At 56.1% G+C, this 24,157-nt stretch carries 20 protein-coding genes and 3 pseudogenes; 17 read left to right on the top strand and 6 right to left on the bottom strand.

Annotation, left to right across the window (positions count from 1 at the left end; translation table 11 throughout):
- The first annotated feature begins 15 nt into the window (after nucleotides 1–15).
- Nucleotides 16–1,029: an isocitrate dehydrogenase gene (locus tag AC1MEW_RS19210; protein WP_201257464.1), complete on the top strand. Its 1,014-nt coding sequence runs from the start codon at nucleotides 16–18 to the stop codon at nucleotides 1,027–1,029.
- 190 nt (nucleotides 1,030–1,219) lie between these two features.
- Here AC1MEW_RS19210 and map read toward each other — a convergent pair whose 3' ends face one another.
- Nucleotides 1,220–2,011 carry a type I methionyl aminopeptidase gene (map, locus tag AC1MEW_RS19205; RefSeq protein WP_201257463.1) on the bottom strand — a complete coding sequence of 264 codons (792 nt, stop codon included), beginning with the start codon at nucleotides 2,009–2,011 and terminating at the stop codon, nucleotides 1,220–1,222.
- Nucleotides 2,012–2,401: 390 nt separating this feature from the next.
- Nucleotides 2,402–2,632 carry a hypothetical protein gene (locus tag AC1MEW_RS19200; RefSeq protein ID WP_045060682.1) on the bottom strand — a complete coding sequence of 77 codons (231 nt, stop codon included), beginning with the start codon at nucleotides 2,630–2,632 and terminating at the stop codon, nucleotides 2,402–2,404.
- Between the two features lie 428 nt (nucleotides 2,633–3,060).
- Between AC1MEW_RS19200 and AC1MEW_RS19195 the strand changes: the two genes are divergently transcribed.
- Nucleotides 3,061–3,327: a hypothetical protein gene (locus tag AC1MEW_RS19195; RefSeq protein ID WP_322268603.1), complete on the top strand. Its 267-nt coding sequence runs from the start codon at nucleotides 3,061–3,063 to the stop codon at nucleotides 3,325–3,327.
- Between the two features lie 286 nt (nucleotides 3,328–3,613).
- A pseudogene (locus AC1MEW_RS19190) lies at nucleotides 3,614–3,928 on the top strand (transposase); the annotation flags it as partial.
- Between the two features lie 56 nt (nucleotides 3,929–3,984).
- Here the strand turns inward: AC1MEW_RS19190 and AC1MEW_RS19185 are convergent.
- A complete protein-coding gene (locus tag AC1MEW_RS19185) occupies nucleotides 3,985–4,899 on the bottom strand; it encodes a LysR substrate-binding domain-containing protein (protein ID WP_480423190.1) in 915 nt (304 codons plus the stop codon).
- A 106-nt stretch (nucleotides 4,900–5,005) separates the two neighbouring features.
- On the opposite strand from AC1MEW_RS19185, the gene AC1MEW_RS19180 reads away from it, so the two are divergent.
- Together AC1MEW_RS19180 and AC1MEW_RS19175 are read left to right on the top strand one after the other, a co-directional pair.
- Nucleotides 5,006–5,794: a HalD/BesD family halogenase gene (locus tag AC1MEW_RS19180; RefSeq protein WP_480423189.1), complete on the top strand. Its 789-nt coding sequence runs from the start codon at nucleotides 5,006–5,008 to the stop codon at nucleotides 5,792–5,794.
- A gap of 94 nt (nucleotides 5,795–5,888) precedes the next feature.
- A complete protein-coding gene (locus tag AC1MEW_RS19175; RefSeq protein ID WP_201257459.1) occupies nucleotides 5,889–6,746 on the top strand; it encodes a transporter substrate-binding domain-containing protein in 858 nt (285 codons plus the stop codon).
- Between the two features lie 120 nt (nucleotides 6,747–6,866).
- Here AC1MEW_RS19175 and AC1MEW_RS19170 read toward each other — a convergent pair.
- Nucleotides 6,867–6,953 (bottom strand): annotated as a pseudogene (locus tag AC1MEW_RS19170) (CBS domain-containing protein); the annotation flags it as partial.
- Between the two features lie 505 nt (nucleotides 6,954–7,458).
- On the opposite strand from AC1MEW_RS19170, the gene AC1MEW_RS19165 reads away from it, so the two are divergent.
- The 5 genes and pseudogenes from AC1MEW_RS19165 to potE all read left to right on the top strand — a co-directional run bounded on the left by AC1MEW_RS19165 (nucleotide 7,459) and on the right by potE (nucleotide 15,550).
- Nucleotides 7,459–8,889 carry a GGDEF domain-containing protein gene (locus AC1MEW_RS19165; RefSeq protein ID WP_480423187.1) on the top strand — a complete coding sequence of 477 codons (1,431 nt, stop codon included), beginning with the start codon at nucleotides 7,459–7,461 and terminating at the stop codon, nucleotides 8,887–8,889.
- Between the two features lie 218 nt (nucleotides 8,890–9,107).
- A pseudogene (locus AC1MEW_RS19160) lies at nucleotides 9,108–9,358 on the top strand (alpha/beta fold hydrolase); the annotation flags it as partial.
- 235 nt (nucleotides 9,359–9,593) lie between these two features.
- Nucleotides 9,594–11,909, top strand: coding sequence for an Orn/Lys/Arg family decarboxylase (locus AC1MEW_RS19155; protein WP_480423186.1), 2,316 nt, complete (start codon nucleotides 9,594–9,596; stop codon nucleotides 11,907–11,909).
- Between the two features lie 32 nt (nucleotides 11,910–11,941).
- Complete coding sequence (gene speF, locus AC1MEW_RS19150) at nucleotides 11,942–14,125, top strand: ornithine decarboxylase SpeF (protein WP_480423183.1); 2,184 nt, start codon at nucleotides 11,942–11,944, stop codon at nucleotides 14,123–14,125.
- A gap of 90 nt (nucleotides 14,126–14,215) precedes the next feature.
- Nucleotides 14,216–15,550 (top strand): putrescine-ornithine antiporter, encoded by a 1,335-nt coding sequence (gene potE, locus AC1MEW_RS19145; RefSeq protein WP_480423182.1) that lies wholly within the window; start codon nucleotides 14,216–14,218, stop codon nucleotides 15,548–15,550.
- A 208-nt stretch (nucleotides 15,551–15,758) separates the two neighbouring features.
- Here potE and AC1MEW_RS19140 read toward each other — a convergent pair whose 3' ends face one another.
- The gene (locus AC1MEW_RS19140; protein WP_201255133.1) at nucleotides 15,759–16,694 is read right to left on the bottom strand and encodes an AraC-like ligand-binding domain-containing protein; all 936 of its coding nucleotides are present in this window, start codon (nucleotides 16,692–16,694) and stop codon (nucleotides 15,759–15,761) included.
- A gap of 383 nt (nucleotides 16,695–17,077) precedes the next feature.
- Here AC1MEW_RS19140 and AC1MEW_RS19135 point away from each other — a divergent pair, with 383 nt between their 5' ends.
- From AC1MEW_RS19135 to AC1MEW_RS19105, 7 genes are all read left to right on the top strand, one after another.
- Complete coding sequence (locus AC1MEW_RS19135) at nucleotides 17,078–17,239, top strand: hypothetical protein (protein WP_201255134.1); 162 nt, start codon at nucleotides 17,078–17,080, stop codon at nucleotides 17,237–17,239.
- 43 nt (nucleotides 17,240–17,282) lie between these two features.
- A complete protein-coding gene (gene oxdA / locus AC1MEW_RS19130; protein WP_201255135.1) occupies nucleotides 17,283–18,341 on the top strand; it encodes an aliphatic aldoxime dehydratase in 1,059 nt (352 codons plus the stop codon).
- A gap of 88 nt (nucleotides 18,342–18,429) precedes the next feature.
- Entirely contained in the window at nucleotides 18,430–19,296 is an 867-nt protein-coding gene (locus tag AC1MEW_RS19125; protein WP_201255136.1) for a transporter, read from the top strand.
- A gap of 260 nt (nucleotides 19,297–19,556) precedes the next feature.
- Nucleotides 19,557–21,071 (top strand): amidase, encoded by a 1,515-nt coding sequence (locus AC1MEW_RS19120; RefSeq protein ID WP_201255137.1) that lies wholly within the window; start codon nucleotides 19,557–19,559, stop codon nucleotides 21,069–21,071.
- 93 nt (nucleotides 21,072–21,164) lie between these two features.
- Nucleotides 21,165–21,764: a nitrile hydratase subunit alpha gene (gene nthA, locus AC1MEW_RS19115; protein ID WP_201255138.1), complete on the top strand. Its 600-nt coding sequence runs from the start codon at nucleotides 21,165–21,167 to the stop codon at nucleotides 21,762–21,764.
- Between the two features lie 41 nt (nucleotides 21,765–21,805).
- Nucleotides 21,806–22,468: a nitrile hydratase subunit beta gene (nthB, locus tag AC1MEW_RS19110; RefSeq protein WP_322268611.1), complete on the top strand. Its 663-nt coding sequence runs from the start codon at nucleotides 21,806–21,808 to the stop codon at nucleotides 22,466–22,468.
- Nucleotides 22,465–23,685 (top strand): GTP-binding protein, encoded by a 1,221-nt coding sequence (locus AC1MEW_RS19105; protein WP_201255140.1) that lies wholly within the window; start codon nucleotides 22,465–22,467, stop codon nucleotides 23,683–23,685. The genes nthB and AC1MEW_RS19105 overlap by 4 nt, the downstream gene beginning before the upstream one ends.
- A gap of 96 nt (nucleotides 23,686–23,781) precedes the next feature.
- Here AC1MEW_RS19105 and AC1MEW_RS19100 read toward each other — a convergent pair whose 3' ends face one another.
- On the bottom strand, nucleotides 23,782–23,865 hold the full coding sequence (locus AC1MEW_RS19100; RefSeq protein WP_480427290.1) for a hypothetical protein: 84 nt from the start codon (nucleotides 23,863–23,865) through the stop codon (nucleotides 23,782–23,784).
- Nucleotides 23,866–24,157 lie beyond the last annotated feature (292 nt).

The following is a 24,157-nucleotide window of genomic DNA, read 5'->3' as shown; positions in this document are numbered from 1 at the left end:
GTTAAGGAAGAGACCATGAGCAGAACAATCGCAATCATCAAGGGCGACGGCATCGGCCCCGAGATCATGCAAGCGACGCTACGCGTACTCGACGCCCTTGACTGCAATCTTCGCTACGACTTCGTTGAGGCCGGCCTGGAGGCGTTGCAGCAACATGGACAGCTGATGCCACCCGCCTCTATCGATACGATCGCCAAACATGGCATCGCACTTAAAGGCCCTCTGACGACACCGATCGGCCGTGGGTTTTCATCGATCAACGTTCACCTTCGCCGCCATTTCGATCTCTACGCCAATGTCCGACCGGCGATCAGTTTCCCAGGGACCCGTTCGCGCTTCGAAGATATCGACATCATCACGGTGCGCGAAAATACCGAGGGCGCTTACTTACCCGAAGGACAAAGTATTTCAGAGGACGGCGAAGTCGCTTTGGCGAGCATTCGTGTAACACGCACAGCCTCCGAACGCATCGTGCGATACGCGTTCGAGCTGGCTCGTAGCAAAGGCCGCAAGAAAGTTACCGCGGTGCACAAGGCCAATATCATCAAGTCTTGCTCCGGTTTGTTTCTTGAGGTTGCGCGTGAGGTCGCTGCGGACTATCCGGAAATCGAATTCCACGAAATGATCGTCGATAACGCCTGTATGCAGTTGGTAATGAATCCCCATCAATTCGATGTCATTGTCACCACCAACCTGTTTGGTGACATCCTTTCAGACTTGTGCGCAGGCCTGGTGGGTGGATTGGGCTTGGCGCCCGGGTCTAACATCGGAGCCGATGCGGCGATCTTCGAAGCGGTCCACGGTTCGGCACCGGACATCGCAGGCAAGAACATTGCGAACCCTTGTGCATTGTTGTTGGCTGCCGCGGACATGCTTGATTATCTGGGCATGGTGGACAAGGGGACACGCATTCGTACCGCTATCCGCGTTGTTCTGAAAACCTCCTGCGATCAGGTAACACCGGATATGGGGGGAACCGGAACGACCGAGTCCTTCGCTGACGCCTTGGTGGCCTACTTGCGTGACTAGATAGACGTAATCGCCAGCTCAGTCAGAGCTGGCGTTTTATATCCTGAGGCCCCGCCTACCGACCTTCTTTGATTGAAGAGAAATCAAAATGCCCAAGAGCGGGAGATCTTTACCCATCAGCACCGACTCCAGGCAAAAACGCACAGGAATCACTGGCGCCCGCTGCGCAAAAGGAAGACTGGCCACGCGATTAAAAAATCTCCTGGTACTCTTCTGATTGGTCTGGCCAGGGAGTCAAAACCTCGAAACCATCATTAGTGACCAGGACCATATGCTCCCACTGGGCCGAGAGCGAAAGGTCCTTGGTGATCACCGTCCAGCCATCACCAAGCGTTCTTACATCGTGTTTTCCAGCATTGAGTATTGGCTCAATGGTGAAAATCATGCCCGGTTTCAGATTCAGACCTTCACCAGGGTTCCCATAATGAAGGACCTGCGGCTCATCGTGGTAAACCTTGCCGATGCCATGTCCGCAGTATTCGCGCACAACGCTGTAGCCCTCACGGTGCGCCACAGTTTGAATGGCATGCCCGACATCACCGAGCGTGGCACCAGGACCTACTGCATAAATGCCGGCACACATTGCCTCATAGGTGGTGTCCACTATCCGGCGAGCCTCAGCGCTTGGCTCACCCACAAAGTACATGCGACTTGTGTCACCGAACCAACCATCCTTGAGAACTGCGATGTCGATATTGATGATATCGCCATCCCGAAGCTTTTTATCCGATGGAATTCCGTGGCACACCACATGATTGACAGAGGTGTACAAGGTTTTAGGGAAACCGTGATATCCGACATTGGCTGGAATGGCCTTCTGCACGTTGACTATGTAGTCATGGCACAGCCTATCAAGCTCATCGGTAGAAACACCTGGCTTGACATGCGGCGCGATCATGCTCAAAACCTCCGCAGCCAGTTTGCCAGCAGCCCGTGACAGGGCAATTTCCGCTGGCTTTTTAGCGGGCACTTTCACCCTCATTATGCGACTCCAGATACTGAATGAACGGGCATTCACTTGTCGAATAGATTCGACATAAGTTCAAAGATGTTTACTTATAGCTCGCCGACTCATGCATCGCCCGCAAGCAGGGTATTTTGTTATTTTTGTTATGTTTCAATCTTTATAATAAAACAAGGGCAACACATTTAATTACTTGCGGCAATTTCTGTCACCGGTTGCCGGCACTGCATACGGGTATATATGCGGAGCTTCTATACGCTCTTTCAGCTTTGCTGCGTAGTCCTTTGCACCCTGCTCATTGCGGAACTGAATTCGCCGGGCACCTACACACACGGACCATAGATCTTCACTCTGACTAGACAGATGTTCGACCCTGACAGACATGACGACACTCCAAGGGAAAAGAATTCAAAAATGAATTTCAGCCACCTTGATGCCGATTTCACGCAGTTCATGAATCAAATCATCAAGGTGTCGGAAGGGTTCAATCTCTTCGTTGTCATTGACCAGGAAAAAGCTTCGTCCTGCTTCCTTTTTAAAGAAGGCAATCCACTCCTGGGTGTTGGCCGGATTGGCAATTAAATGGGTGTCAAACTGAATGCCTTCAGCGTGTTTGATTTTTACGTCCTCACGTTTCATGCAGCTCTCCAAGCGCTCACGTATTTCCGTTCTCATGCGTGATTTTGCCTCCCGGCAATTGAGCAAAAAACTTCGCCCCTGCCTGAGGCAAGGGCGAGCAGACTGCCCTTTTATTATCACTGCATGATAATATTATGCACATATGAACCCTCCGAGGCTAGTCATGAGCAGAACCACCGAACCCCATGAGGTACGCAGGCCCGAGCGCCCCCGCCCACTGCTTTGTCTTTGAAAGCACACAACCTTGCGGGTGAGCGTCAGTGATAAAAGGCTCTGACGGCCAGATCGAGAACAAAACCGAACCCAAAAAGCTCTCGCGATCAGCAATGAGCTATCAGCTCCACGCCGATGAGTCCCTCGCCGCAACGGATCGCCTTTGCTTTTGATTTGACGCGTACGGTTTCTGAATTTTAAGGACGAAAGTCATCATGCGAAAAACAGAAATTAAGATGTGTGTCCCGCTCAATGCGCCAACACTGGAGCCCGGGCAGCGATTGTTGGTTTGCCTTGAGCAATGCGTCGTCGTCCAGCAGCGAGAAACAAAAATCTATCAGGTTGTTTTTGACTGCAAAGCACCTAAAACAACACGAATTCTTTGGACAGAGGACGAGTGGATTTTCATCGGCAGGCACAAACAAAATGCTGAAAAAGATCCGTCGCTGGCAGCATTTGTATTCACACTAAAAACTGAATAGAGGGTTTCGTACATAGTTAAAAATTACTTTCGGCGCAGAGTATTAACTGCTTCAAGCTGCTCAGCGCCGAGTACTTACATGGGGTCCTCCTTTAAATATCCCTCTCTAACGTGTTTTCGCCCATCAACACTCGATCACTTTGGGGGAAATGACTATTTTCAAAAGAATCGGTCGATTGCCGCCCATCGCTCGGCAGCTCTCGGCACACTTACTCCAATAAGGGAAACTCTGAAGAAGACTTCCAGATTTTGGCAAAATACCCAGATTCCACCCGACGAGTTTTCCGATAAAGCAGATGACCTTCGCCGATGCCGAGTACGCCGGCAAGCGTAAGCAGACCCGCAAAGAGTTGTTCCTGATCGAGATGGATCGGGTGGTGCCCTGGAAGGGACTGATTACTCTGATCGAGCCGTACTACCCGAAGGGTGATGGCGGTCGTCCGGCCTATCCGCTGATGGCGATGCTACGTGTTCATCTGATGCAAAACTGATTCGGTTACAGCGATCCAGCGATGGAAGAGGCACTGTACGATACGACTATTCTGCGCCAGTTTGCGGGGCTGAGTCTGGAGCGCATTCCCGACGAAACCACCATCCTCAACGAACCTAGCGCGATGTTTCAGATACACCGCGTTGGATTTCGCTGATACATCCGCTCCTACAGGCCCGCCTCAACTTTTGAAAGCTGCAACAACCCAATCAGCCTCTGCACATCCACCCGCCCCCGCTTGGCCGCAGGCACAAACGCACAATAAGCATGCCCCAGCTTCAACGACGCAGTAGAAAGCGCAATCAAACGGCCCGCCTCCAAATCCCGCTTCGCAATCACCTTCTGCCCCAAAGCAATCCCCATCCCCAGCTTGGCAAGGGTCACCGATAGGCTCGACAACCCCGAGCGACGGCCATGTGCGGGGTCCGGTGAATAGTCCCCGACTTCGCTGGTGAACCAATCACTCCACGTAGGATGCGACGCATAGTTGGGGCCCCATTGAGTATGGATAAACAAACTTTCGTGAATCTGTGTGAGATCGAAGTCCTTGTTGCCGTGCCGATACCAAATTTCCGGCGCACAAACCGGCAGCACTTCGTCATGGAACAAGGGAATGGCCTCAAACGAGGGGTAGTGATAACTCCCATAGCTGACCCGAAGATCCACGTCATGCCGGGCGAGGTCGACCGGGTCATCTTCCACACGAACATCCACCGACAGTTGTGGGTAGATCTCCAGCAGCTCTGAGAGCTTTGGGGCTAGCCAGCATTCGGCCAGGGAAAACGGAACGCTGACAATAAGCCGTGTGCGCATTTCACCTTCGAGTATGCGCACGGTCATCGCGGCGATGTCACCCAGCGCCCGAGAGGTTTGTGGATAGACCGCCAGGCCGGCGTCGGTGAGGGCCAAACGGTTGCCGTTGCGTACGAAGAGTTTCTTGCCGAAGTAGTCTTCCAAATGGCGAATCTGCTGGCTGACGGCCGCCGATGACACGCCCAGTTCTGCACCCGCCAGCACAAAGCTGCCCAGCCGTGCGGCGACTTCGAAGGTCCGAACGGCATTGAGGGGCGGCAACCGTTGCATGAGCGCGTCTCCCATAAGTTTTACTAGGGGGATCCTAACAATTTATGCCGTTGTTGCGAAGATTTTCATGGGATACGTTGGAGCCATCTACAACGAGAGGGTCATCATGAACAACGTCATTGATCTTGAGCGCTATCCACTCGACCGTGAAGGCAGCGATGAATGGAACCGCCTGGTTGAGAAGTCCCGCAACGAGCTGAACCTGAACGGCATGTTCAATCTGGAAGGCTTTATCGCAGCGGACAAAGTACGCCTGGCGGCCAAGCAAATTCAGCCGACCATGAACAGCGAATCCCATACCCACAGCCGCACGCACAATATCTACTTCAAACTGCAGATCGAGGGCTTGGCGGCGGATCATCCGGCATTACGCAACGTCGAGACGGTCAGTCATACCCTGTGCGCAGACCAACTCAAGGGCAGCCTAGTCAGTGACATCTACGAGTACCCTCCCCTGGCGGCCTTTCTGGCTTCCGTCATGGAGAAGCCAAACTTGCACGTGATGGCTGACCCCTTAGCCCGCGTCAATGTGATGAGTTACCGCCAGGGCGAGACCTTGAATTGGCACTTCGATCGGTCCGAATTCACCACCACGCTTATGCTGCAGGCCCCCGAAGAAGGTGGCGAATTCCAGTACCGCAGCGACTTGCGAACTAGTGATGATCCCAACTACGCCGGTGTGGCCGAACTGCTTGAGGGGCGTGATCCCCAGGTGCAGACTCTGAAGTTACGCGCCGGCACGCTCAATGTGTTTCGCGGTAAAAACACGGCGCACCGCGTCACCCCAGTCAAGGGTAGCCGCGAACGGATGGTGGCTGTTTTCTCGTACTACGAAAAACCCGGCGTGCTGTTCAGCGCTGAGGAACAACTGGGCTTTTACGGCCGAACGGCCTGACTCGTACGCAACACTCTAATAAAAAGGCCCTCGACTCGCCTTGGCTGTCATTGCTTGCCCCTGCCGATCCTTTTCGAACTCTTTGGGGAAACACATGCATTCCATCACTCGCTTTACCCGAAACCTGCTCGCCTGTACCGCCTTAGGCGGCAGTCTGTTGTTTACTGGCATGGCCGCTGCGAAGGACTGGACAACGGTTCGTGTGGCCACCGAAGGGGCTTACGAACCCTGGAATACCACACTACCCAACGGCGAGATTTCCGGTTTCGAACCTGAACTGCTGAAGGACCTGTGCTCGAGGATCCAGCTTGAGTGCAAGCTTCAAGCTCAGGACTGGGATGGGATGATCGCGGGGCTTAATGCCAACAAATTCGACATGCTGATGGATGCCATCGTGATTACCCCGGAGCGTGAGGCCATCGTCGCTTTCTCAACGCCGTATGCGGCCACGCAGGGTGTGTTTGTCAGCTCAACGCCAGCGGTGATTTCAAGCACCCCGAGCGATGAAGTGATCAAGCTCAGCGGTGATCAGAACAACGACCAAACCACCATCGATCAGCTGCGCTCGCTGGTCAAAGATAAGGTCATTGGTATTCAGTCCGGCACTGCTTACACAGACTTTGTGGAGAAAAACTTTAAAAATGTCGCAACCATCCGGACCTATAAAAAGTCCGGTGAGCACATGATGGACCTGAACGCAGGCCGCATTGATTTTGCTTTCGATGACGTGACGTTTTTCTCCTCCGCGCTGCAAAACCCGGAAAACCAGACGGTGCACATGGTCGGCCCCAAGATAGGTGGGCCCATCTGGGGCCCGGGCGAGGCCCTGGCGTTCAGGAAGGGGGATACTGACTTAAAGGAAAAATTCAACCATGCCCTGAGCGCAGCCCTGATGGATGGGACGGTCAAACGGCTTTCGGAGAAGTGGTTTAAGGCTGACATAGCACCTTAAGGAAGGCCGTTCGCCACGGAGTGACGATCCGTGGCGCACTAATGGTCACCGCGAGCTCCGCTTCCTTGGGCCAACGTTTCAGCGCATTTGCTTTCAGGATTTAGTCTCCGCGAATACCTATATCACTGGCGAACTCATAATCTCCCTAACGGGCGTACCTGCTGAGGAGCGCCCCTGTAGCACCATCTTCCGCGCGTAGTCTCGCTCACCCTACATGTACATAAACACGCGGACGCAGGGTGATATATGCAGACTGCCCGCCATTTTTTGGCGAGCATCAAAGTACCTCAGGCATTACTGCATGGAGGTTGCCTTGAGCGATTAGCTTCGTTTCGAGGGCCAACGGAGCATCGGAAAGCTACTCATATTCGCCGATCCTACGAGCGCGGAATATTGATCTCCGTGTTCGAAATAATAGAGCTTAGTGTGGTGCCCCCCGTGCGTAAGCGTCTGACCGATACCGGCTGACGACGAACGGCACTGAAATGATTTGGGCCATCTGCCGGTCGTATCGACTTCACATGATTTTATAACCTCGGCAGCACAGCAATTGCTCGACTAGGCTATAAATTTCCAAGGAGCCAAAGCCAATGGAAGACCAGAATCCGGCTTATTTCGCACCCTATAATCCAAATCTAACGCAGCGTGTATGCGGTTCCGGAGCCAATACCGGTCCGATTTTGACAAAATAGATTCAAAATTGGAGGGAGCCATGAGCAATATCATCGCCACCGGCGAGCCACCTGAAGCAGTCCGTCTCATCATCAAGGTTTATGCCAGCTTGCTGCTCGCAGGATTTGCGTTTATTCCGGCCTATCTGATTGGCTACTTATTCTTCTTTCAAGACCCCACTCTTTTATTCGAGAACCACGCGTTCCATATAATTGCGATCACGGCAGCCACCTTGGAAGGCTTGTTTGTTACTTACGTAACGTGGCGCTGCTACCAGTCATCGGGAGAACCACTGCTGCGATGGATGACGCTTGGCTTTCTCGGCTTTGTACTGATTTACGCGCTGCATGGTGCGTTCACTGGGCTCGCACACCACAATATCTGGCTCTTTCTCCTGTATGGACCGGCCTCTCGACTGGTCATGGCGATTCTGCTGTTAGTCGGAATACTGTCGTACCACCGCCCACCTGATGCCGCGGACCAACGAACGAAGCCCCGCCCGTGGCTGATCTGGATAGGACTGTTTCTGCTGGTTGACCTGGCAGTGGCATACATCGCCAACTCGTCAATCGCCAGCAATCTCGCGGTGCGCCTCTCGCTGGAAGGTGGCGCCCTTGTTTTTTCCACATTGAACGTTGCAATACTCCTGCTGCGCCGTATCCGTTCGCAATTGATGGTGATCTTTGTCATATCGGTCACGGCGTTCGCGTTGTCATCCCTTGCTTTCATCCTTGCACGTCCTTGGAACCACATGTGGTGGCTCGCTCATGCGATCTTCGCCGCTGGATTCTTCTTGTTGAGCTATGGGGTAGTGCAAGCGTTCCTCACCACACGTTCTTTCTCGACAATTTACAGCCAAGAGGAGCTGATGGTGCGTCTTGCCGAGGCAATGGAGTACACAGAGAACGCCCTGCTGGAGCTTCAGCGCACCAATCAAGAACTCGGACACCTTGCAGCGACCGATCCACTGACAGGAGCTGATAATCGGCGTCGGTTCATGGAGCGGGTCGAAGATGAAATTGGCCGAACCAAACGCGGTGGTCCACCGTTCTCGGTGTTGGCACTTGATCTGGACAATTTCAAATCCATCAATGATCGCTTCGGGCATCAGGTGGGCGATGACATCCTGAAGGAGTTTGTGCAGAAATGCCTCGACTCGATCCGGCCCTATGACGGCGTAGCCCGAGTGGGCGGGGAGGAATTCATGATACTGCTACCTCAGACTTCACTCGAAGGCGCGCATGTAATCGCTGAGCGCCTGCGGACCAACGTTGCAAATACCGCTTTTAATAGCGGCTTTCAGCGGCTAACCGTGGTCACAGTGAGCATCGGTATATCGCAATCTGGCCGAGACGGCGACACCATCGAGGCAATCCTGCATATAGCCGATCAACGCTTGTATCACGCTAAACACCAAGGCCGTAATCGTGTGGTCACTACCATCAAAACCAGCCTTCAACCTCTGCTCTGACCATCATTTCGAAGTCGCTGAAAACGTTGGAACTGAGCCGGTTGTGTTGTCGCAGGCCTTGGAGGGACATCGGCTAACTGACGCCACGAAACTGCTCGGCCTGGGCGACAAAGTCCATCGAAAACGAATTAACCACCCTACCCTACTCGACCCGCATTTTTGCGCCATGACCGTCAGATGGTCGAATCGAGTCCTCCGCAGAGCAGTGTACAGAGCTGATGTCATTCAACGCGGCTCATGCCACAGAGCGTTGGGAAACACTGCCCCCGCTCCGGTAACCAGTGCAAAAGCTGGCTATGCCGACGTCAACGGTATCAAACTTTACTACTCAATCACCGGACATGGATCGCCTGTCATATTGCTTCATGGCGGTCTGGCCAACTCCGATTACTGGGGCAATCAGGTCAAGGCCCTCTCGACGAAGCACACTGTCATCACCTTCGACAGTTGTGGGTATGGTCGCAGCTCGGTTGGCCATCGCTGGTTTCTTTGAAGAAGCTTATTTCGTAGGCAGGACGCTAGATAACCGAACTTTTTCAGATGTCTGGTGCCGCACACTCATTAACCTATGGAATTGCAACGGCTAGTTCTCATCCGCTCTCAACCAGCTCCCTCTCAACATTTACCGGTGCATCCGCGGCATTGACCACGGATTTCGAATTTCAGGTCAATCCGATCCTCATCTATTGAATATGGACGTTACGATGACCTATAAGCAGCAACGACGTCTCGGCATGAAAGCCCTGCTGATCCATGAAGAACTGTCGGCCAAAACCGCCGCGGGCCGCGCGGTGAGAGAATTGGCCGAGGTATTGGAAGGGCGTCAGGTGGAAGTCATATTGGCGCAATCGGCACTGGATGCGATTGCCATCATCCACTCCGACCCGATGGTGCAATGTGTGCTGCTCGATTGGGACCTGGACCTGGACGACAGCCACGAGATAGCAATGAGCGTTCTCGATGCAGTGCGCGAACGCAGTGAAGCGGTGCCGATTTTTCTCCTGGCCGACCGCAGCAGTGCAGCCACCATTGCACTGGACGCCATGCAGAAATCGGATGATTTCATCTGGCTGCTGGAAGACACCAGTGTCTTTATCGGTGGGCGCATCATCGCTGCCATCCAGCGCTATCGAGACGCGGCATTGCCGCCGATGTTCGGCGCGCTGGTACGTTTTTCGCAAGTCTATGAATACTCCTGGCACACCCCGGGGCACACCGGTGGCACGGCCTTTCTGAAGTCGACGGCGGGTCGCGCCTTCTTCGATTTTTTCGGCGAAAACCTGTTCCGTTCCGACCTGTCGATTTCCGTCGGTGAATTGGGCTCGCTGCTCGACCATTCCGGGCCCATCGGCGCCAGTGAAGTGTATGCGGCCAGGGTCTTCGGCGCCCATCGCACCTACCATGTCACCAACGGCTCTTCGACCTCCAATCGGGTGATCCTGATGGCCAGCGTGACCCGCGGCCAGGTCACTCTGTGTGACCGCAACTGCCATAAGTCGGTAGAGCACGCCATGACCATGTCCGGCGCAGTCCCGACGTATCTGGTGCCGTTGCGTAACCATTATGGCCTGATCGGGCCGATACCGCCGCAGCACCTGACCGTCGAGGCGATCCGTGAGAGCATCGCCAACAACCCGCTGGTCAGTGAAGGGATCGACCCGACACCGATGCACGCGATCATCACCAACTCTACTTATGATGGCCTCTGCTACAACGTGTCGCGAGTCGAGGAACTGCTGGGCGCCAGCGTCGACCGGCTGCATTTCGACGAAGCCTGGTTCGGCTATGCACGCTTCAACCCGATTTATCGCGAACGTTTTGCCATGCATGGCGAGCCGGCCGATCACGGCCCGGATCGGCCGACGGTGTTCGCCACCCAGTCCACTCATAAATTGCTGGCGGCGCTGTCCCAGGCCTCGATGATCCATATCCGCGACGGCCGGCGTCCTATCGATCATGCGCGGTTCAATGAGTCGTTCATGATGCATGCCTCGACTTCGCCGAATTACGCGATCATCGCCTCCAACGATGTCAGCGCCGCGATGATGGACGGCCCGGGCGGCAAGGCCCTGACCGGCGATGCGATTCGCGAGGCGATTGCCTTTCGGCGCATGCTCGCGCGGCTCAATGGCGAGTTTTTAGGGCGCGGAGAGTGGTTTTTCAATGTCTGGCAACCAGACACCGTGACCCTTCCCGATACCGGCCAGGCGATACCCTTTTATGCCGCCGTCGAGGAATTGCTGGCGAGCGACCCGGCCTGCTGGATCCTCAAGCCCAACGCGGCCTGGCACGGCTTTGGCGACATCGAGGATGGCTACTGCTTGCTCGACCCGATCAAGGTTTCGATCACCACGCCGGGCATTCTGTCTGGCGGCGGCATGAGCGAGTTGGGTATACCTGCCCAAGTGGTCACGGCCTACCTGGACCGCCAGGGCATCGTGGTCGAGAAAACCACCGATTTCACCATTCTGGTGCTGTTCTCCATCGGCGTGACCAAGGGCAAGTGGGGCACGTTAGTTAATACCCTGCTCGATTTCAAACGCGATTACGACGTCAACGCGCCTTTGGCTCAAGTGCTGCCCGGGCTTTTGGCCGCTCATGCGCAACGTTATAGGGGCATGGGGTTGCGCGATCTCTGTGAAACCATGTTTGCCGCGATGGCCGAGTTGCGTACTACCGAAACCATGTCTCGGGCCTTTTCGACCTTGCCGGTCCCTGATCTGAGCCCGGTCATGGCCTATGAGCAACTGGTGCGAGGCAATGTCGAGATCGTGCCCCTGGAACAGTTGGCCGGGCGTACCGTGGCCACTGGCGTCGTCCCTTATCCACCGGGTATTCCGTTGTTGATGCCGGGCGAGAATGTCGGCGCAGCCGATGGTCCGTTACTCGGTTACCTCAAGGCGCTGGAAGATTTTGACCGACGCTTCTCAGGTTTCACCCATGACACCCATGGCGTCGAAGTGGATGAGGGGCGTTATCTGGTCCGCTGCATTACATCCGATACACAGACAGCGTCATAAGGCGCTCAGGCCTTTCAATGGAGGGAAGATCGGTGAATAAACTGAAAGTGGCTGCAAGCGCGGCTTCACGCAGTAGCTTTTTGACTTCGCGCGAAGTAGTGGAATTTTCCCAAACCGATTTGACGGATGTTGCCGCCGCGGTGATTACCGGAGCGGATGTTCAAAACGGTTTGCTCGATGTCATCAGTCGATCAGGATTCGATATCCCGATCTTCTTTGCCGTTAGCGCCAAGGACGAACTGTCTCGGGAAAACCTGCCAAACATTGAACATGTTCTGCTGCAAATCAGCGGAGTGTTCGACTTGGGCACCGATAAGGCCGAGTACTACGGCGACAAACTGGAAACGGCGGCCAGTCAATACGAGGAAGCATTGCTGCCGCCCTTCTTCGGTGCGCTCAAACACTATGTCGAGCGCGGCAACTCGACGTTTGCCTGCCCGGGGCATCAGGGCGGACAGTTCTTTCGCAAGCATCCGGCGGGTCGACAATTCTTCGACTTCTTTGGCGAGACGCTGTTTCGTGCCGACCGTTGTAACGCCGACGTGGAAATGGGTGATCTGTTGATCCACGAAGGGGCGCCGCTGGAAGCGCAAAAGCGCGCCGCGAAAGTCTACAACGCGGACAAGACCTATTTCGTCCTCAATGGCACCTCGGCGTCGAACAAGGTCGTGACCAACGCCTTGCTGACTCCGGGCGATGTCGTGCTGTTCGATCGCAACAATCACAAATCAATCCATCAGGGCGCGTTGTTCCAGGCCGGCGCTACACCGCTGTACCTGGAAACGGCGCGCAATCCCTACGGCTTCATCGGTGGTATCGATGCGCACTGTTTTGACGAAACCTATCTGCGCGACGAGTTGCGCCGGGTTGCGCCAGACAAGGCCGATCTACCCCGGCCGTTCCGGTTGGCGGTGATCCAGTTGGGCACCTACGACGGCACCATCTACAACGCCCGGCAGGTGGTCGATAGCATCGGCCATCTGTGTGACTACATCCTCTTCGATTCGGCGTGGGTCGGCTATGAGCAGTTCATTCCGATGATGAAAGACTGCTCGCCGATGTTGCTCGAGCTGGGGCCGGACGATCCCGGAATCTTCGTCACGCAGTCGATTCACAAGCAGCAGGCGGGCTTCTCCCAGGCGTCGCAGATCCACAAAAAGGATCGTCACATCAAAGGCCAGGAGCGCTACTGCAATCATCATCGGCTGAACAACGCGTTCATGGCCCAGGCGTCCACCAGCCCGTTTTACCCGCTGTTTGCCTCACTCGATGTCAATGCGCGGATGCACAGCGGTCGCAGTGGTCACCGACTGTGGGACGAATGCGTTCGCGCCGGCATTGAAGCCCGAAAATTAGTAATGGATCACTGCACCTTGATCCGGCCATTCGTGCCGCCGACCATTGATGGCCGTTACTGGCAGGATTATCCAACCGATGAAATCGCCACTAACCGGCGGTTTTTCATGTTCCATCCCGAGGAGCGCTGGCACGCCTTCGAGGGCTATACCGAGAATCAATACTTCATCGATCCATGCAAATTGCTGTTCACCACCCCGGGCATTGATGCGACGACGGGCGAATACACGGAGTTCGGCATCCATACCGGGGTCCTCGCCACGTTCCTGCGCCAGTACGGCATGGTCCCGGAAAAAAGCGACCTGAACTCCATTCTATTCTTGCTCACGCCAGCCGAAAGCCAGGCCAAGATGCAGCACCTGGTCGCGCAGATCGCGCGCTTCGAGCGTTTTATCCACGACGACGCGCCACTGGCCGAGGTATTGCCCGGTGTCTATCGCGACCACGAAGCCCGTTACAAGGACTACAGCATCCGCCAACTGTGCCTGGAAATGCACGAGCTCTACGCCCGACATAACGTCAAACAGCTGCAAAAGGACATGTTCCGCAAGGCGCATATGCCCGCGGTAGTGATGGACCCCCGCGAGGCGAATCTCGAGTTCGTGCGCGGCAAAGTGGAACTGATCGCCCTCGAGGATGCTCAGGGGCGGATCGCCGCCGAGGGTGCCCTGCCTTATCCGCCGGGGGTGCTGTGTGTGGTCCCCGGTGAAGTGTGGTCGGGTGCGGTGCTGAGCTATTTCCTGGCTCTACAGGATGCAATCAATCGCTTGCCTGGATTCAATCCCGAATTGCAGGGTGTCTACCTCAAGACCGAAGAGGACGGTCGCATTCGAGCTTATGGATACGTCATCAAGCAGTAAAACGTTCCTGAAAGGACACTGGAAAATCATCCCGGTATTCGTCTTTCCGCAATGCAGCGCCCCGCGAAGGGGCGTTTTTGGAGTGCAAATATGGGAACTACTGTGAAGAAGATGAGCGTGGTGCAACTCACCGTGCTGACGGCCATCAACATGCTGGGGTCGGGCATCGTCCTGCTGCCGTCGAAGCTGGCGCAAGTGGGCACGATATCGATTTTCTCGTGGATCGTGACGGCACTCGGTTCGCTGGCCTTGGCCTATGCCTTCGCCAAATGCGGGCGTTTCAGCCGCAAGCCTGGCGGCATGGGGGGGTACGCCGAATACGCCTTTGGTCGCTCCGGCAACTTCATGTCCAACTACACCTATGGCGTGTCGCTGCTGATCGCCAACGTGGCCATCGCGATTACCGCCGTAGGGTATTCGACGGAGTTGTTCCATGTGACGTTGACGCCCATCGGCGTCGCGGGGGCGACCGTGGTGCTGCTGTGGTTGACCACCATCGCCAACTTCGGCGGCCCGCAGATTACCGGTCAGATCGGCAATGTCACCATCATGGGTGTCATCATTCCGGTGCTGGGGGTTTCGGTACTGGGCTGGTTCTGGTTCGACTCATCGCTGTACGTCGCCGCCTGGAATCCACACGAAATGCCGATTTTCCAGGCGGTTGGCGCATCGATCTCGATAACCCTGTGGGCCTTTCTCGGCCTCGAATCGGCGTGTGCGAACACTGACGCCGTGGAAAACCCCGAGCGTAACGTGCCGATCGCCGTATTGGGCGGGACCATCGGTGCGGCGGTCATTTATATTGCGTCGACTAACGTGATCGCCGGGATTGTGCCGAACATGGACCTTGCGGCCTCCACCGCACCGTTCGGGCTGGCGTTCGCCACCATGTTCACGCCGCTGGTAGGCAACATTGTCATGGGCCTGATGATCATGGCCTGTATCGGTTCGCTGCTCGGCTGGCAGTTCACCATTGCCCAGGTGTTCAAAAGCTCAGCCGATGTCGGCTATTTCCTGAAGATCTTCGCCAAGACGACCAAGTCCGGCACACCCATCGCCGGCATGCTGGTGCTGGTGGTCTGCCAGACCGCGTTGACGCTGATGACCATCAGCCCGGACCTGAGCAAACAGTTCGACATGATCGTCAACCTGGCAGTAGTGACCAACCTGGTTCCCTACTTGATGTCGATGGCAGCGCTGATGACGATTCAGAAGGCCGCCGGGATCACGCCGCGCAAAGCCCTGTTTGCCAATGGCATCGCCTACATCGCAGCGGCTTACAGCTACTACGCTCTGTATAGCTCCGGTGCCGACGCCATGATGTTGGGCGGCATTGTCACCATGCTCGGATGGACTTTGTACGGGACCGTCAGCCGTCGATTCATGACAGCCGATACCCCAGTCGAGGATGTCGCCAAAGCCTAAAGCTTTGCCGCGTCTCATCGTGCACTTGATTGGCTATTCATACATTCGCAAAGTGCAGTTCATCATCAATGTTCAACAGCGGGACAATGTGAGTCAGGAATGAAGCAATGGGCGCGCTGCGGTCCGGTAGGACGGTAGCGAGTTCGTTGGTTTATTCGCCCTCAACCCCACAAGCCCTAGCGCTGCATCCATTTGAGGCCAGACGTTCTCAATTGCGATGCAGGAGAGTATGAGGAGCAACACCAAAGGCCTTGCGGAAGGCATGGCTGAAATGGGAAAAGTCGGAGAACCCGAAATCCAGTGCTGCTTGAGAAACGCTGCGTACCTGGCCGCGCTCGATGGCTTCGCGGCTGGCATTCAGGCGCTCTTTCCAGATCTCCGAAACTGGGGTTTTCTGGTAGCGGGCGAAAGCACGCGTGACGGTTCGGGTGGACACATGGTGCGCTTGAGCGATGAGTTCGATCGACAGGTTCGGGTCGGTCAAATTCCGGCGGATGTAATTCATGATCCGTCCATAAAGATCCAACTCTTCATGGGTTGTCTTCAAGTCCTGAAGTTCCAGGCTGATGACCAGAAGGTCGAGCAACGCACTGGAATACCGACTAGAGACTCCCCCATCCTGCAAGATTGACGGTGCGCTCGCCGCCTGGCGCAACATCTCGCGTAACGGGATCACGCCTGGACGACGATCGTCCAGAACCATCGCCGTGTAATCCGCTACGCCGGGCAACCGCTCGCTGAGCAACTGTCGTGGAATTCGGATCAAGTGATTTTCGGTACCACCCAGACTGAATCGAAACGTCTGGGATGCATCATAAAGAAACAGATTGCCTGCTGCCAAGGTTGCCTTGCGCCCTCCCTGCTCCAGTTCACCACGACCAATTCGGGTGAAACCCAACCACAAATCTTCGGCGGGACCGCTGCGCAGATGCTGGGCGGAACGCTCCCAATGGTGCAGAGGCGAGGACAAGGTGCAGATATCCAGCGCCCCCATGTCGTGGACCTTTAGCGCCCCCTCGAAATTGCTCTGCGACAAGGTTTTGCTGTCAGCCGCCAGGCAATGACGACACACCACTTCTTTCCAGTAATCAAAGCGACGTGGCTCCGAAACTGCGAGGGTTGAATACTGACTGCTTTGGCTCATGGCATTCACCTCGGTGCGGCGACGTAAAGAAAGCGGGGAGCGCTAACGCAAGCTCATCACTTAGCAATTAATAGGCCATTCGCTCTTTCTGGCGCCGGCCTAATATGGCTCTGAGGAGAGGCGCCTACCAGAAACCTCGTCAGCAAACCCCGCCAGCGTTAAACGTCTGCTGCCATCGCTGATGAGCGTGTTATGCCCATTTTCAAGGCGCGAGCCCTTGCCTTTGGGGCTCAGCGCACCAGTACGGCTCAAGCGCGTACCGGTTTTGTTGGGTCTGTCCTTTCCAACCAAACGGTTGTCTTTGCGAACAAAGCGCACTGACCCGATCCTGCATAACTTCTACCTCACAGCATTCCCTGCAACCACGGCTGATGAGGCATCCCATGCATCTTCAAAAACAGAAACGATTGTCCGACTCATCCTGGTTATTGCAAATGCGCGACCTGGCACCTGAGGAGTTCGTTTGCTGGCTGATCGAGTGGGGAGTTCTGGCGCTGCTCCGACGACAGGAAGGTGCCAACCGCAATCCGTCACCGGGACATTGAACCCAAACCTTACGCCTGAACCAAAAATAAAAAGGAGCCTTTCATGGAATCCGCGATCGACAAACACCTCACATGTCCTCGGACGCTTTCTCGTCGAGTTCCCGAAAATTACCAACCGCCCTTCCCCATGTGGGTCGGACGCGCCGACGAACAATTGAAACAGGTGGTGATGGGCTACTTGGGTGTGCAGTTTCGCGGTGAAGCACAGCGCGAGGCGGCGCTGCAGGCCATGCGGCACATCGTGAGCAGCTTCAGCCTGCCCGATGGTCCGCTAACCCATGACTTGACGCATCACACTGACAACAGCGGCTATGACAACCTGATGATCGTCGGTTACTGGAAAGATCCAGTGGCCCATTGCCGCTGGTTGCGATCACCAGAAGTGAACGACTGGTGGGAGTCACAGGATCGCCTCAGTGACGGCCTCGGGTATTTTCGGGAAATCATCGCTCCGCGTGCCGAGCAGTTCGAAACTTTATACGGCTTCCAGGACAAGCCGCCCGGCATCGGCGCGATCATGGACAACACCAGCGGCGAAATCGAAGAGCACGGCTACTGGGGCTCGATGCGCGACCGCTTCCCGGTTTCCCAGACCGACTGGATGAACCCTTCGGGCGAACTGCAAGTGGTGGCTGGAGACCCGGCTAAAGGTGGGCGCGTCGTAGTGCTGGGTCACGACAACGTAGCGCTGATCCGCTCCGGCCAGGATTGGGCCGACGCCGAGGCAGAGGAACGCTCACTGTATCTTGACGAAATCCTGCCGACGCTGCAGAACGGCATGGATTTTTTGCGTGACAACGGCCAACCCCTGGGCTGCTACAGCAACAGATTCGTGCGCAACATCGACATGGACGGCAACTTCCTCGACCTGAGCTACAACATTGGTCACTGGCGCTCGGTCGAGAAGCTGGAACGCTGGGCAGAATCCCATCCCACCCATCTGCGCATTTTCGTCACGTTCTTCCGCGTGGCTGCCGGGCTGGTGAAGCTGCGGCTTTACCACGAAGTGTCGGTGTCGGATGCCAAAAATCAGGTGTTCGAATACATCAACTGCCATCCGCAAACGGGAATGCTTCGCGACGCATTACCGGCACAAAGCTGAGCGCACCTGCGCTTACACCCAACCAGTGAATAGCCACAGCCTGCCGCCTTGAAAGGCGGTACGGCCTCCTTGTGCCAGGAAATCCATCATGAACAAAATCCGTCTGCTGACGCTCCCTGCTCTGCTGCCCGCATTTCATGCGCAAGCCGTCGAAGTGGCCCCCGGTGATTATGAGCAATATCCGGCGGACGCAACCATCGGCGTCATCTACTACCAGCACGCCACCACCGACTCGGCCTATGCCAAGGGTCACAAGGTCAGTTCTGATTTCAACTTGAGCTCCGACGTTGGCATCTTGCGTCTGCTGCACGTCTACGCGCTGAGTGACACCGTCACCATTGACCCACAATTCCTTTTGCCATTCGGGCACGTCTCCAGCGGCGGCGATGCCTCGACGCTAGGTAGTACGAGCGGCATTGGCGACCTGATCCTGACGGCTCCGGTCAAGTTGCGACTCAACGACGCCCGCGACACCCTCAGCCTCGCGCCCTACCTTTTCGTGCCCACCGGCAGCTACGACAAGGACGCCCCCCTGAATATTGGCGAGAACCGCTGGAAGTTCGAGCTTCAGGGCGCCTACGTCAAACACTTCACGGAAAAATGGGCCATGGACCTGGTCGGCGGCGCCACGTGGTATGGCGACAACGATGACTACAGTGCAAACGCCAACCGGCTTGAGCAGGACGTCTCCTACGCCGCGCAGGTTATGGGCCGCTACATGCCGGATGCCACTACGGCCTTCGGCATAGGTTTCGGACATACCTGGGGCGGAGAAACCAACATCGAACATGTCAATCAGGACAACGAAGCAGACACCACCAACTTCCGTTTGACCGCCACCAAGTTTTTCACCGCTCAAGACCAGATCCAGCTGCAGCTGGGCAAGGATCTCTCGGTAGATAACGGGCCCAAAGAGGACTTCCGGATGAACCTGCGTTACGCACGAGTGTTTTAAGCCCAACAGACCTCGGGACAACGACCGAGCCGAGGCCAGGAAGATAAAAAAAGCGTGTCCGGCTCAACCAAGTGGCTGTCCGGCTCAACCAAGCGACAGCACGGGGACCCGGCTTATCTTAATCCCAGGTCAACTGACACCCAATGAGAGTGTTGCTTTCGCGGAACCAAGAGCACGCACAGCAACCAGCAAAATATTTGTACAACTCATTTACGAAGCGCTCGGTCTCGCCGGGCTTCCAGAAAAAAAAGGATCCCACCATGGCAATCGTTCGCCCCACCCTCGACCAATTACTGGACATCGCGAGCAATCTGCACATGCAGTTGCCCCCTGAGCAGGCCAGTGAATATCTGGCGCTCATGCAGTCGAGTTTCGACGCATACGATCTCATCGACGAGTTACCCGACTTTACTCCGCCAGTGCGGTACGACCGCAGTTCGGGCTATCGCCCATCGAATAAGGAAAACCCGCTCAACGCCTGGTACTACAGGGCCGAAGTGAACGGCGCTCGCAAGGGGAAACTGGCGGGCAAGACCGTAGCGCTCAAGGACAACATTTCGCTGGCCGGCGTCCCGATGATGAACGGTGCTGCGCCGCTGGAAGGCTTCGTGCCCTCATTCGATGCCACCGTAGTGACTCGATTGCTGGACGCTGGGGCCACTATCCTCGGCAAGGCAACCTGCGAACACTACTGCCTCTCTGGTGGCAGTCACACCTCTGACCCGGCGCCGGTACACAACCCACACCGCCACGGTTTTTCCTCCGGTGGCTCCTCCTCCGGCAGCGCGGCGCTGGTGGCCGCAGGCGAGGTGGACATGGCGGTCGGCGGCGACCAGGGCGGCTCTATCCGTATCCCTTCAGCATTCTGCGGCACCTACGGGATGAAGCCGACCCACGGCCTGGTGCCCTACACCGGGATCATGGCGATTGAGGCAACTATCGACCATGCGGGGCCTATCACCGGCAATGTGCGTGATAACGCATTGATGCTGGAAGTCATGGCCGGTGCGGACGGGCTCGACCCACGCCAGGCTTCGCCGCAGGTCGACACCTACAGCGACTACCTGGAGCGCGGTGTCAGCGGGCTCAGGATCGGCATCCTCCAGGAAGGCTTCCAACTGGCCAATCAGGACCCGCGTGTCACCTCCAAGGTACGCAGCGCCATCGCCCGACTTGAGGCGTTAGGCGCTCGTGTTGAAGAAGTATCCATTCCCGAGCACAACCTTGCGGCTTCGCTGTGGCACCCCATTGGCTGCGAAGGTCTGACCATGCAGATGATGCACGGTAATGGTTCGGGCTTTAACTGGAAGGGCCTTTACGACGTCGCGCTGCTGGATAAACAGGCCGGCTGGCGCGAACAGGCGGACGCATTGTCCGCATCGCTCAAGCTGTGCATGTTCGTCGGCCAGTACGGCCTGGAGCGCTACAACGGCCGTTTCTACGCCAAGGCACAGAACCTCGCACGTTACGCACGCGCCGGCTACGACAAGGCACTGGACAGCTATGACCTGCTGGTGATGCCGACGGTACCCATCATTGCCCAGCCACACCCGGAACCCGGTTGCTCAATTACCGAATACGTGGCCCGGGCACTGGAAATGATCGGCAATGCCTCATCCCAGGACATCACCGGCCATCCGGCCATGTCGATCCCTTGCGGCCTGGTAGACGGTCTGCCCGTCGGGCTGATGCTGGTTGGCAAGCACTATGCAGAAGGCACGATCTACCAGGCTGCTGCAGCGTTCGAGGCCGCTGTCGACTGGAAATCCCTTTAAGCCTGTTTGTGCCACTGCAGTCCGAAAAAATAAAAAAGAAGCTCAGCCTTGCTATGAAGTTACAGACCGATTCGAACGATGAGGAGTTACCCAATGAACACACCAACACCCCAACAATCTACTTCGACGCCGGGCGAGAGGGCGCGGGCGCTGTTTCAGGTTCTCAAGAGCAAGGACCTGATCCCCGACGGCTATATCGAGGCAATAACCCAATTGATGGAGCACGAATGGAGCCCAGAAAATGGCGCTCGCGTGGTTGCCAAGGCTTGGGTAGATCCGCAATTTCGCGAATTGTTGCTCAAGGACGGCACCGCGGCATGTGCTCAATTTGGTTACACCGGCCCGCAGGGGGAATACATCGTGGCCCTGGAAGATACGCCCACGTTGAAGAACGTCATTGTTTGCAGTCTGTGTTCTTGCACCAACTGGCCGGTCCTGGGCTTGCCGCCCGAGTGGTACAAGGGCTTCGAGTTCCGCGCACGCCTGGTCCGAGAAGGGCGCACCGTACTGCGTGAATTGGGCACGCCATTGCCTAGTGAGGTAACCGTCAAGGTTTGGGATACCAGCGCTGAAAGCCGATACCTGGTGCTGCCCGTAAGACCCGAAGGCAGCGAGCACATGAATGAAGAAGAGCTTCAGAAACTGATCACCAAGGATGTTCTGATTGGTGTTGCCCTGCCCTGCGTGCCCTAACCAAGACGCTCCATTTTTTTCAATTTAAAGAGGTGTTCAATATGGATGGCTTTCATGATCTTGGTGGCTTTCAGGGGTTTGGCAAGATACCCCACACCATCAACAGCCTGAGCTATAAGACCGTGTTTAAAGAAGATTGGGAGCATCTGGCTTACAGCCTGATGTTCGTCGCGGCAGACCACTTGAAACAGTTCAGCATCGATGAGGCGCGCCATGCCGTCGAGCGCCTTGATGTGCGCCAACACGTTGGCACGACGTATTACGAACGCTACGTCATCGCCACCGCGACGCTGTTGGTCGAAGCTGGAGTTATTACCCAGGACGAACTCGATCAGGCGCTGGGTTCACCATTCAAATTGGCCAACCCGCCCCACTCCCAGGGTCGTCCTGCCATCACCGGTCGGTCGCCATTCGAAGTCGGCGACCGGGTGGTAGTGCGCGACGAGTACGTGGCGGGGCATGTCCGCATGCCGGGCTATGTCCGCGGGAAGGAAGGCGTGATCCGTCATCGCACCACCGAACAATGGCCTTTCCCGGACACCATTGGCCATGGCGACAAGCGTGCAATACATCAACCGAGCTATCACGTCGAATTCCGGGTCAAGGATCTTTGGGGCGATGCCAACGATAATGGCCTGGTGGTCGTAGACCTGTTCGAAAGCTATCTGGACAAAGTTGTAGCCGAGCAAACGGTGACCGCATGATTGATACCGAGTTGAACCGGCTGCCGGTGACGGTCCTTTCGGGCTTCCTCGGTGCTGGCAAGACAACCCTGCTCAACCACATTCTGCGCAATCGCGCCGGCATGAGAGTGGCAGTCATCGTCAATGATATGAGCGAAGTCAACATCGACGCCGAGGAGGTGCAACACAGCATGTCGTTGCACCGCGGCAGCGATGAATTGATTGAGATGAGCAACGGCTGCATCTGCTGCACGCTGCGTGCTGACTTACTCGAGCAAATCAGCCTATTGGCACGTCAGCAGCGTTTTGATTACCTGCTTATCGAGTCCACGGGTATTTCCGAACCCATGCCCGTCGCCGAGACGTTCGCCTTCCTTGACCCCGAAGGTTTCAGCCTCAGCGAACTGGCACAGCTCGATACCTTGGTGACGGTGGTAGATGGCAGCAACTTCCAGGCACTGCTCTCCTCGACAGACACCTTGGCCAGCGAAGACGGAACAGACAAGCCACTGCGCCACTTGGCTGACCTGCTGATCGAACAGGTGGAGTACGCCAACGTCATCCTCGTCAACAAACTGGACCTTATGGGTGAAAGTGACTACTTGGCGTTGCGCGCACTCCTTGCAGAGCTAAATCCGGCAGCGCAAATCCTGCCCATGACCCACGGCGCCATAGACCTGTCGAAGATTCTCGGTACCCGTCTATTCGACTTACCCAGCCTGGCACAGTCGCCCGGCTGGATGAAGAAGATGGAAGATATCGATGAACCACCTTCTGAGTCGGACACCTATGACATGACGTCCTGGGTATACCGCGAACGCGCACCGTTTCACCCACAGCGACTGCTCGATTTTCTCACCAAGCCGTGGCACAACGGCCGACTGCTGCGCAGCAAAGGTTACTTCTGGGTAGCCAGCCGGCATTTGGAAATCGGCATGCTGGCGCAAAGCGGCAGGCAGTTCCGTTGGGACTATGTCGGACGCTGGTGGACCTTCATCGAGCAATCGCAATGGCCCCGTGATGAGTACCGGCGGCAGCGGATCCTGGCCAAATGGGACGACATTGTCGGCGATTGTCGACAGGAACTGGTTTTCATAGGCCAGGGGCTCGACCTGGACGCTTTGAAGGAAGAACTCGACGCCTGCCTGCTGAGTGCCCAAGAGATAATGGCCGGCCCAGAGACGTGGCCGGCCATGCAAGGTGCAACATCCTTCGATAACCACGCATTGTCACCATGACTGCGCGACAACCCGAGATGCGCAGCATGCTCGGCGCGCCGTCACTCACCTGTCGCACAGCCCGAAAGGTGCTCGTGCAAGGTCAGTCATGACCGACTACTTCAGTTCTCCGATCATCGGCACATAGTCCCTGGCAGGCGCATCGAGATCCAGTCGGCCTTCCTCGACCAACTGAAGCACCGCTGTACCGGTTATTGCTTTACTCGCGGAAAATAGGGCGAAAACACTGTCGTCCGCTCGGTTAGAGCTTATGGCGGGGTGTGCAGTGGTAGGACTGATTGCCCGACGTGAAGCAATGAACGTCGGGCCAGATGAGAGTAAGAAAATAAGATGAAAGCGTCTGTCGGCTGCCGGCAGAGGGTGTCGGAATCAGGCACTTATTTAAATATCGCGGAGGTGGACGATGTTTAGTTGTACCGGAAGTGCCATTCAAAAAACCATCTCGGGACCGCAGACCAAATGGCTAAACCGC

The organism is Pseudomonas sp. ASL4, assembly GCF_056680395.1.
The sequence above is the reverse complement of the archived record's forward strand: the minus strand, read 5'-3'. Positions and strand labels throughout refer to the sequence as shown.

Bases quoted from the DNA above. Each gene is read 5' to 3' on its own strand.
- AC1MEW_RS19195 (WP_322268603.1), top strand. From the start codon at position 3,061: ATGCGAAAAACAGAAATTAAGATGTGTGTCCCGCTCAATGCGCCAACA.
- oxdA (WP_201255135.1), top strand. From the start codon at position 17,283: ATGGAATCCGCGATCGACAAACACCTCACATGTCCTCGGACGCTTTCT.
- nthB (WP_322268611.1), top strand. From the start codon at position 21,806: ATGGATGGCTTTCATGATCTTGGTGGCTTTCAGGGGTTTGGCAAGATA.
- AC1MEW_RS19175 (WP_201257459.1), top strand. From the start codon at position 5,889: ATGCATTCCATCACTCGCTTTACCCGAAACCTGCTCGCCTGTACCGCC.
- AC1MEW_RS19180 (WP_480423189.1), top strand. From the start codon at position 5,006: ATGAACAACGTCATTGATCTTGAGCGCTATCCACTCGACCGTGAAGGC.
- AC1MEW_RS19210 (WP_201257464.1), top strand. From the start codon at position 16: ATGAGCAGAACAATCGCAATCATCAAGGGCGACGGCATCGGCCCCGAG.
- AC1MEW_RS19105 (WP_201255140.1), top strand. From the start codon at position 22,465: ATGATTGATACCGAGTTGAACCGGCTGCCGGTGACGGTCCTTTCGGGC.
- AC1MEW_RS19155 (WP_480423186.1), top strand. From the start codon at position 9,594: ATGACCTATAAGCAGCAACGACGTCTCGGCATGAAAGCCCTGCTGATC.
- AC1MEW_RS19120 (WP_201255137.1), top strand. From the start codon at position 19,557: ATGGCAATCGTTCGCCCCACCCTCGACCAATTACTGGACATCGCGAGC.
- AC1MEW_RS19125 (WP_201255136.1), top strand. From the start codon at position 18,430: ATGAACAAAATCCGTCTGCTGACGCTCCCTGCTCTGCTGCCCGCATTT.
- AC1MEW_RS19135 (WP_201255134.1), top strand. From the start codon at position 17,078: ATGCATCTTCAAAAACAGAAACGATTGTCCGACTCATCCTGGTTATTG.
- AC1MEW_RS19140 (WP_201255133.1), bottom strand. From the start codon at position 16,694: ATGAGCCAAAGCAGTCAGTATTCAACCCTCGCAGTTTCGGAGCCACGT.
- nthA (WP_201255138.1), top strand. From the start codon at position 21,165: ATGAACACACCAACACCCCAACAATCTACTTCGACGCCGGGCGAGAGG.
- AC1MEW_RS19165 (WP_480423187.1), top strand. From the start codon at position 7,459: ATGAGCAATATCATCGCCACCGGCGAGCCACCTGAAGCAGTCCGTCTC.
- AC1MEW_RS19200 (WP_045060682.1), bottom strand. From the start codon at position 2,632: ATGAAACGTGAGGACGTAAAAATCAAACACGCTGAAGGCATTCAGTTT.
- AC1MEW_RS19185 (WP_480423190.1), bottom strand. From the start codon at position 4,899: ATGCAACGGTTGCCGCCCCTCAATGCCGTTCGGACCTTCGAAGTCGCC.
- map (WP_201257463.1), bottom strand. From the start codon at position 2,011: ATGAGGGTGAAAGTGCCCGCTAAAAAGCCAGCGGAAATTGCCCTGTCA.
- potE (WP_480423182.1), top strand. From the start codon at position 14,216: ATGGGAACTACTGTGAAGAAGATGAGCGTGGTGCAACTCACCGTGCTG.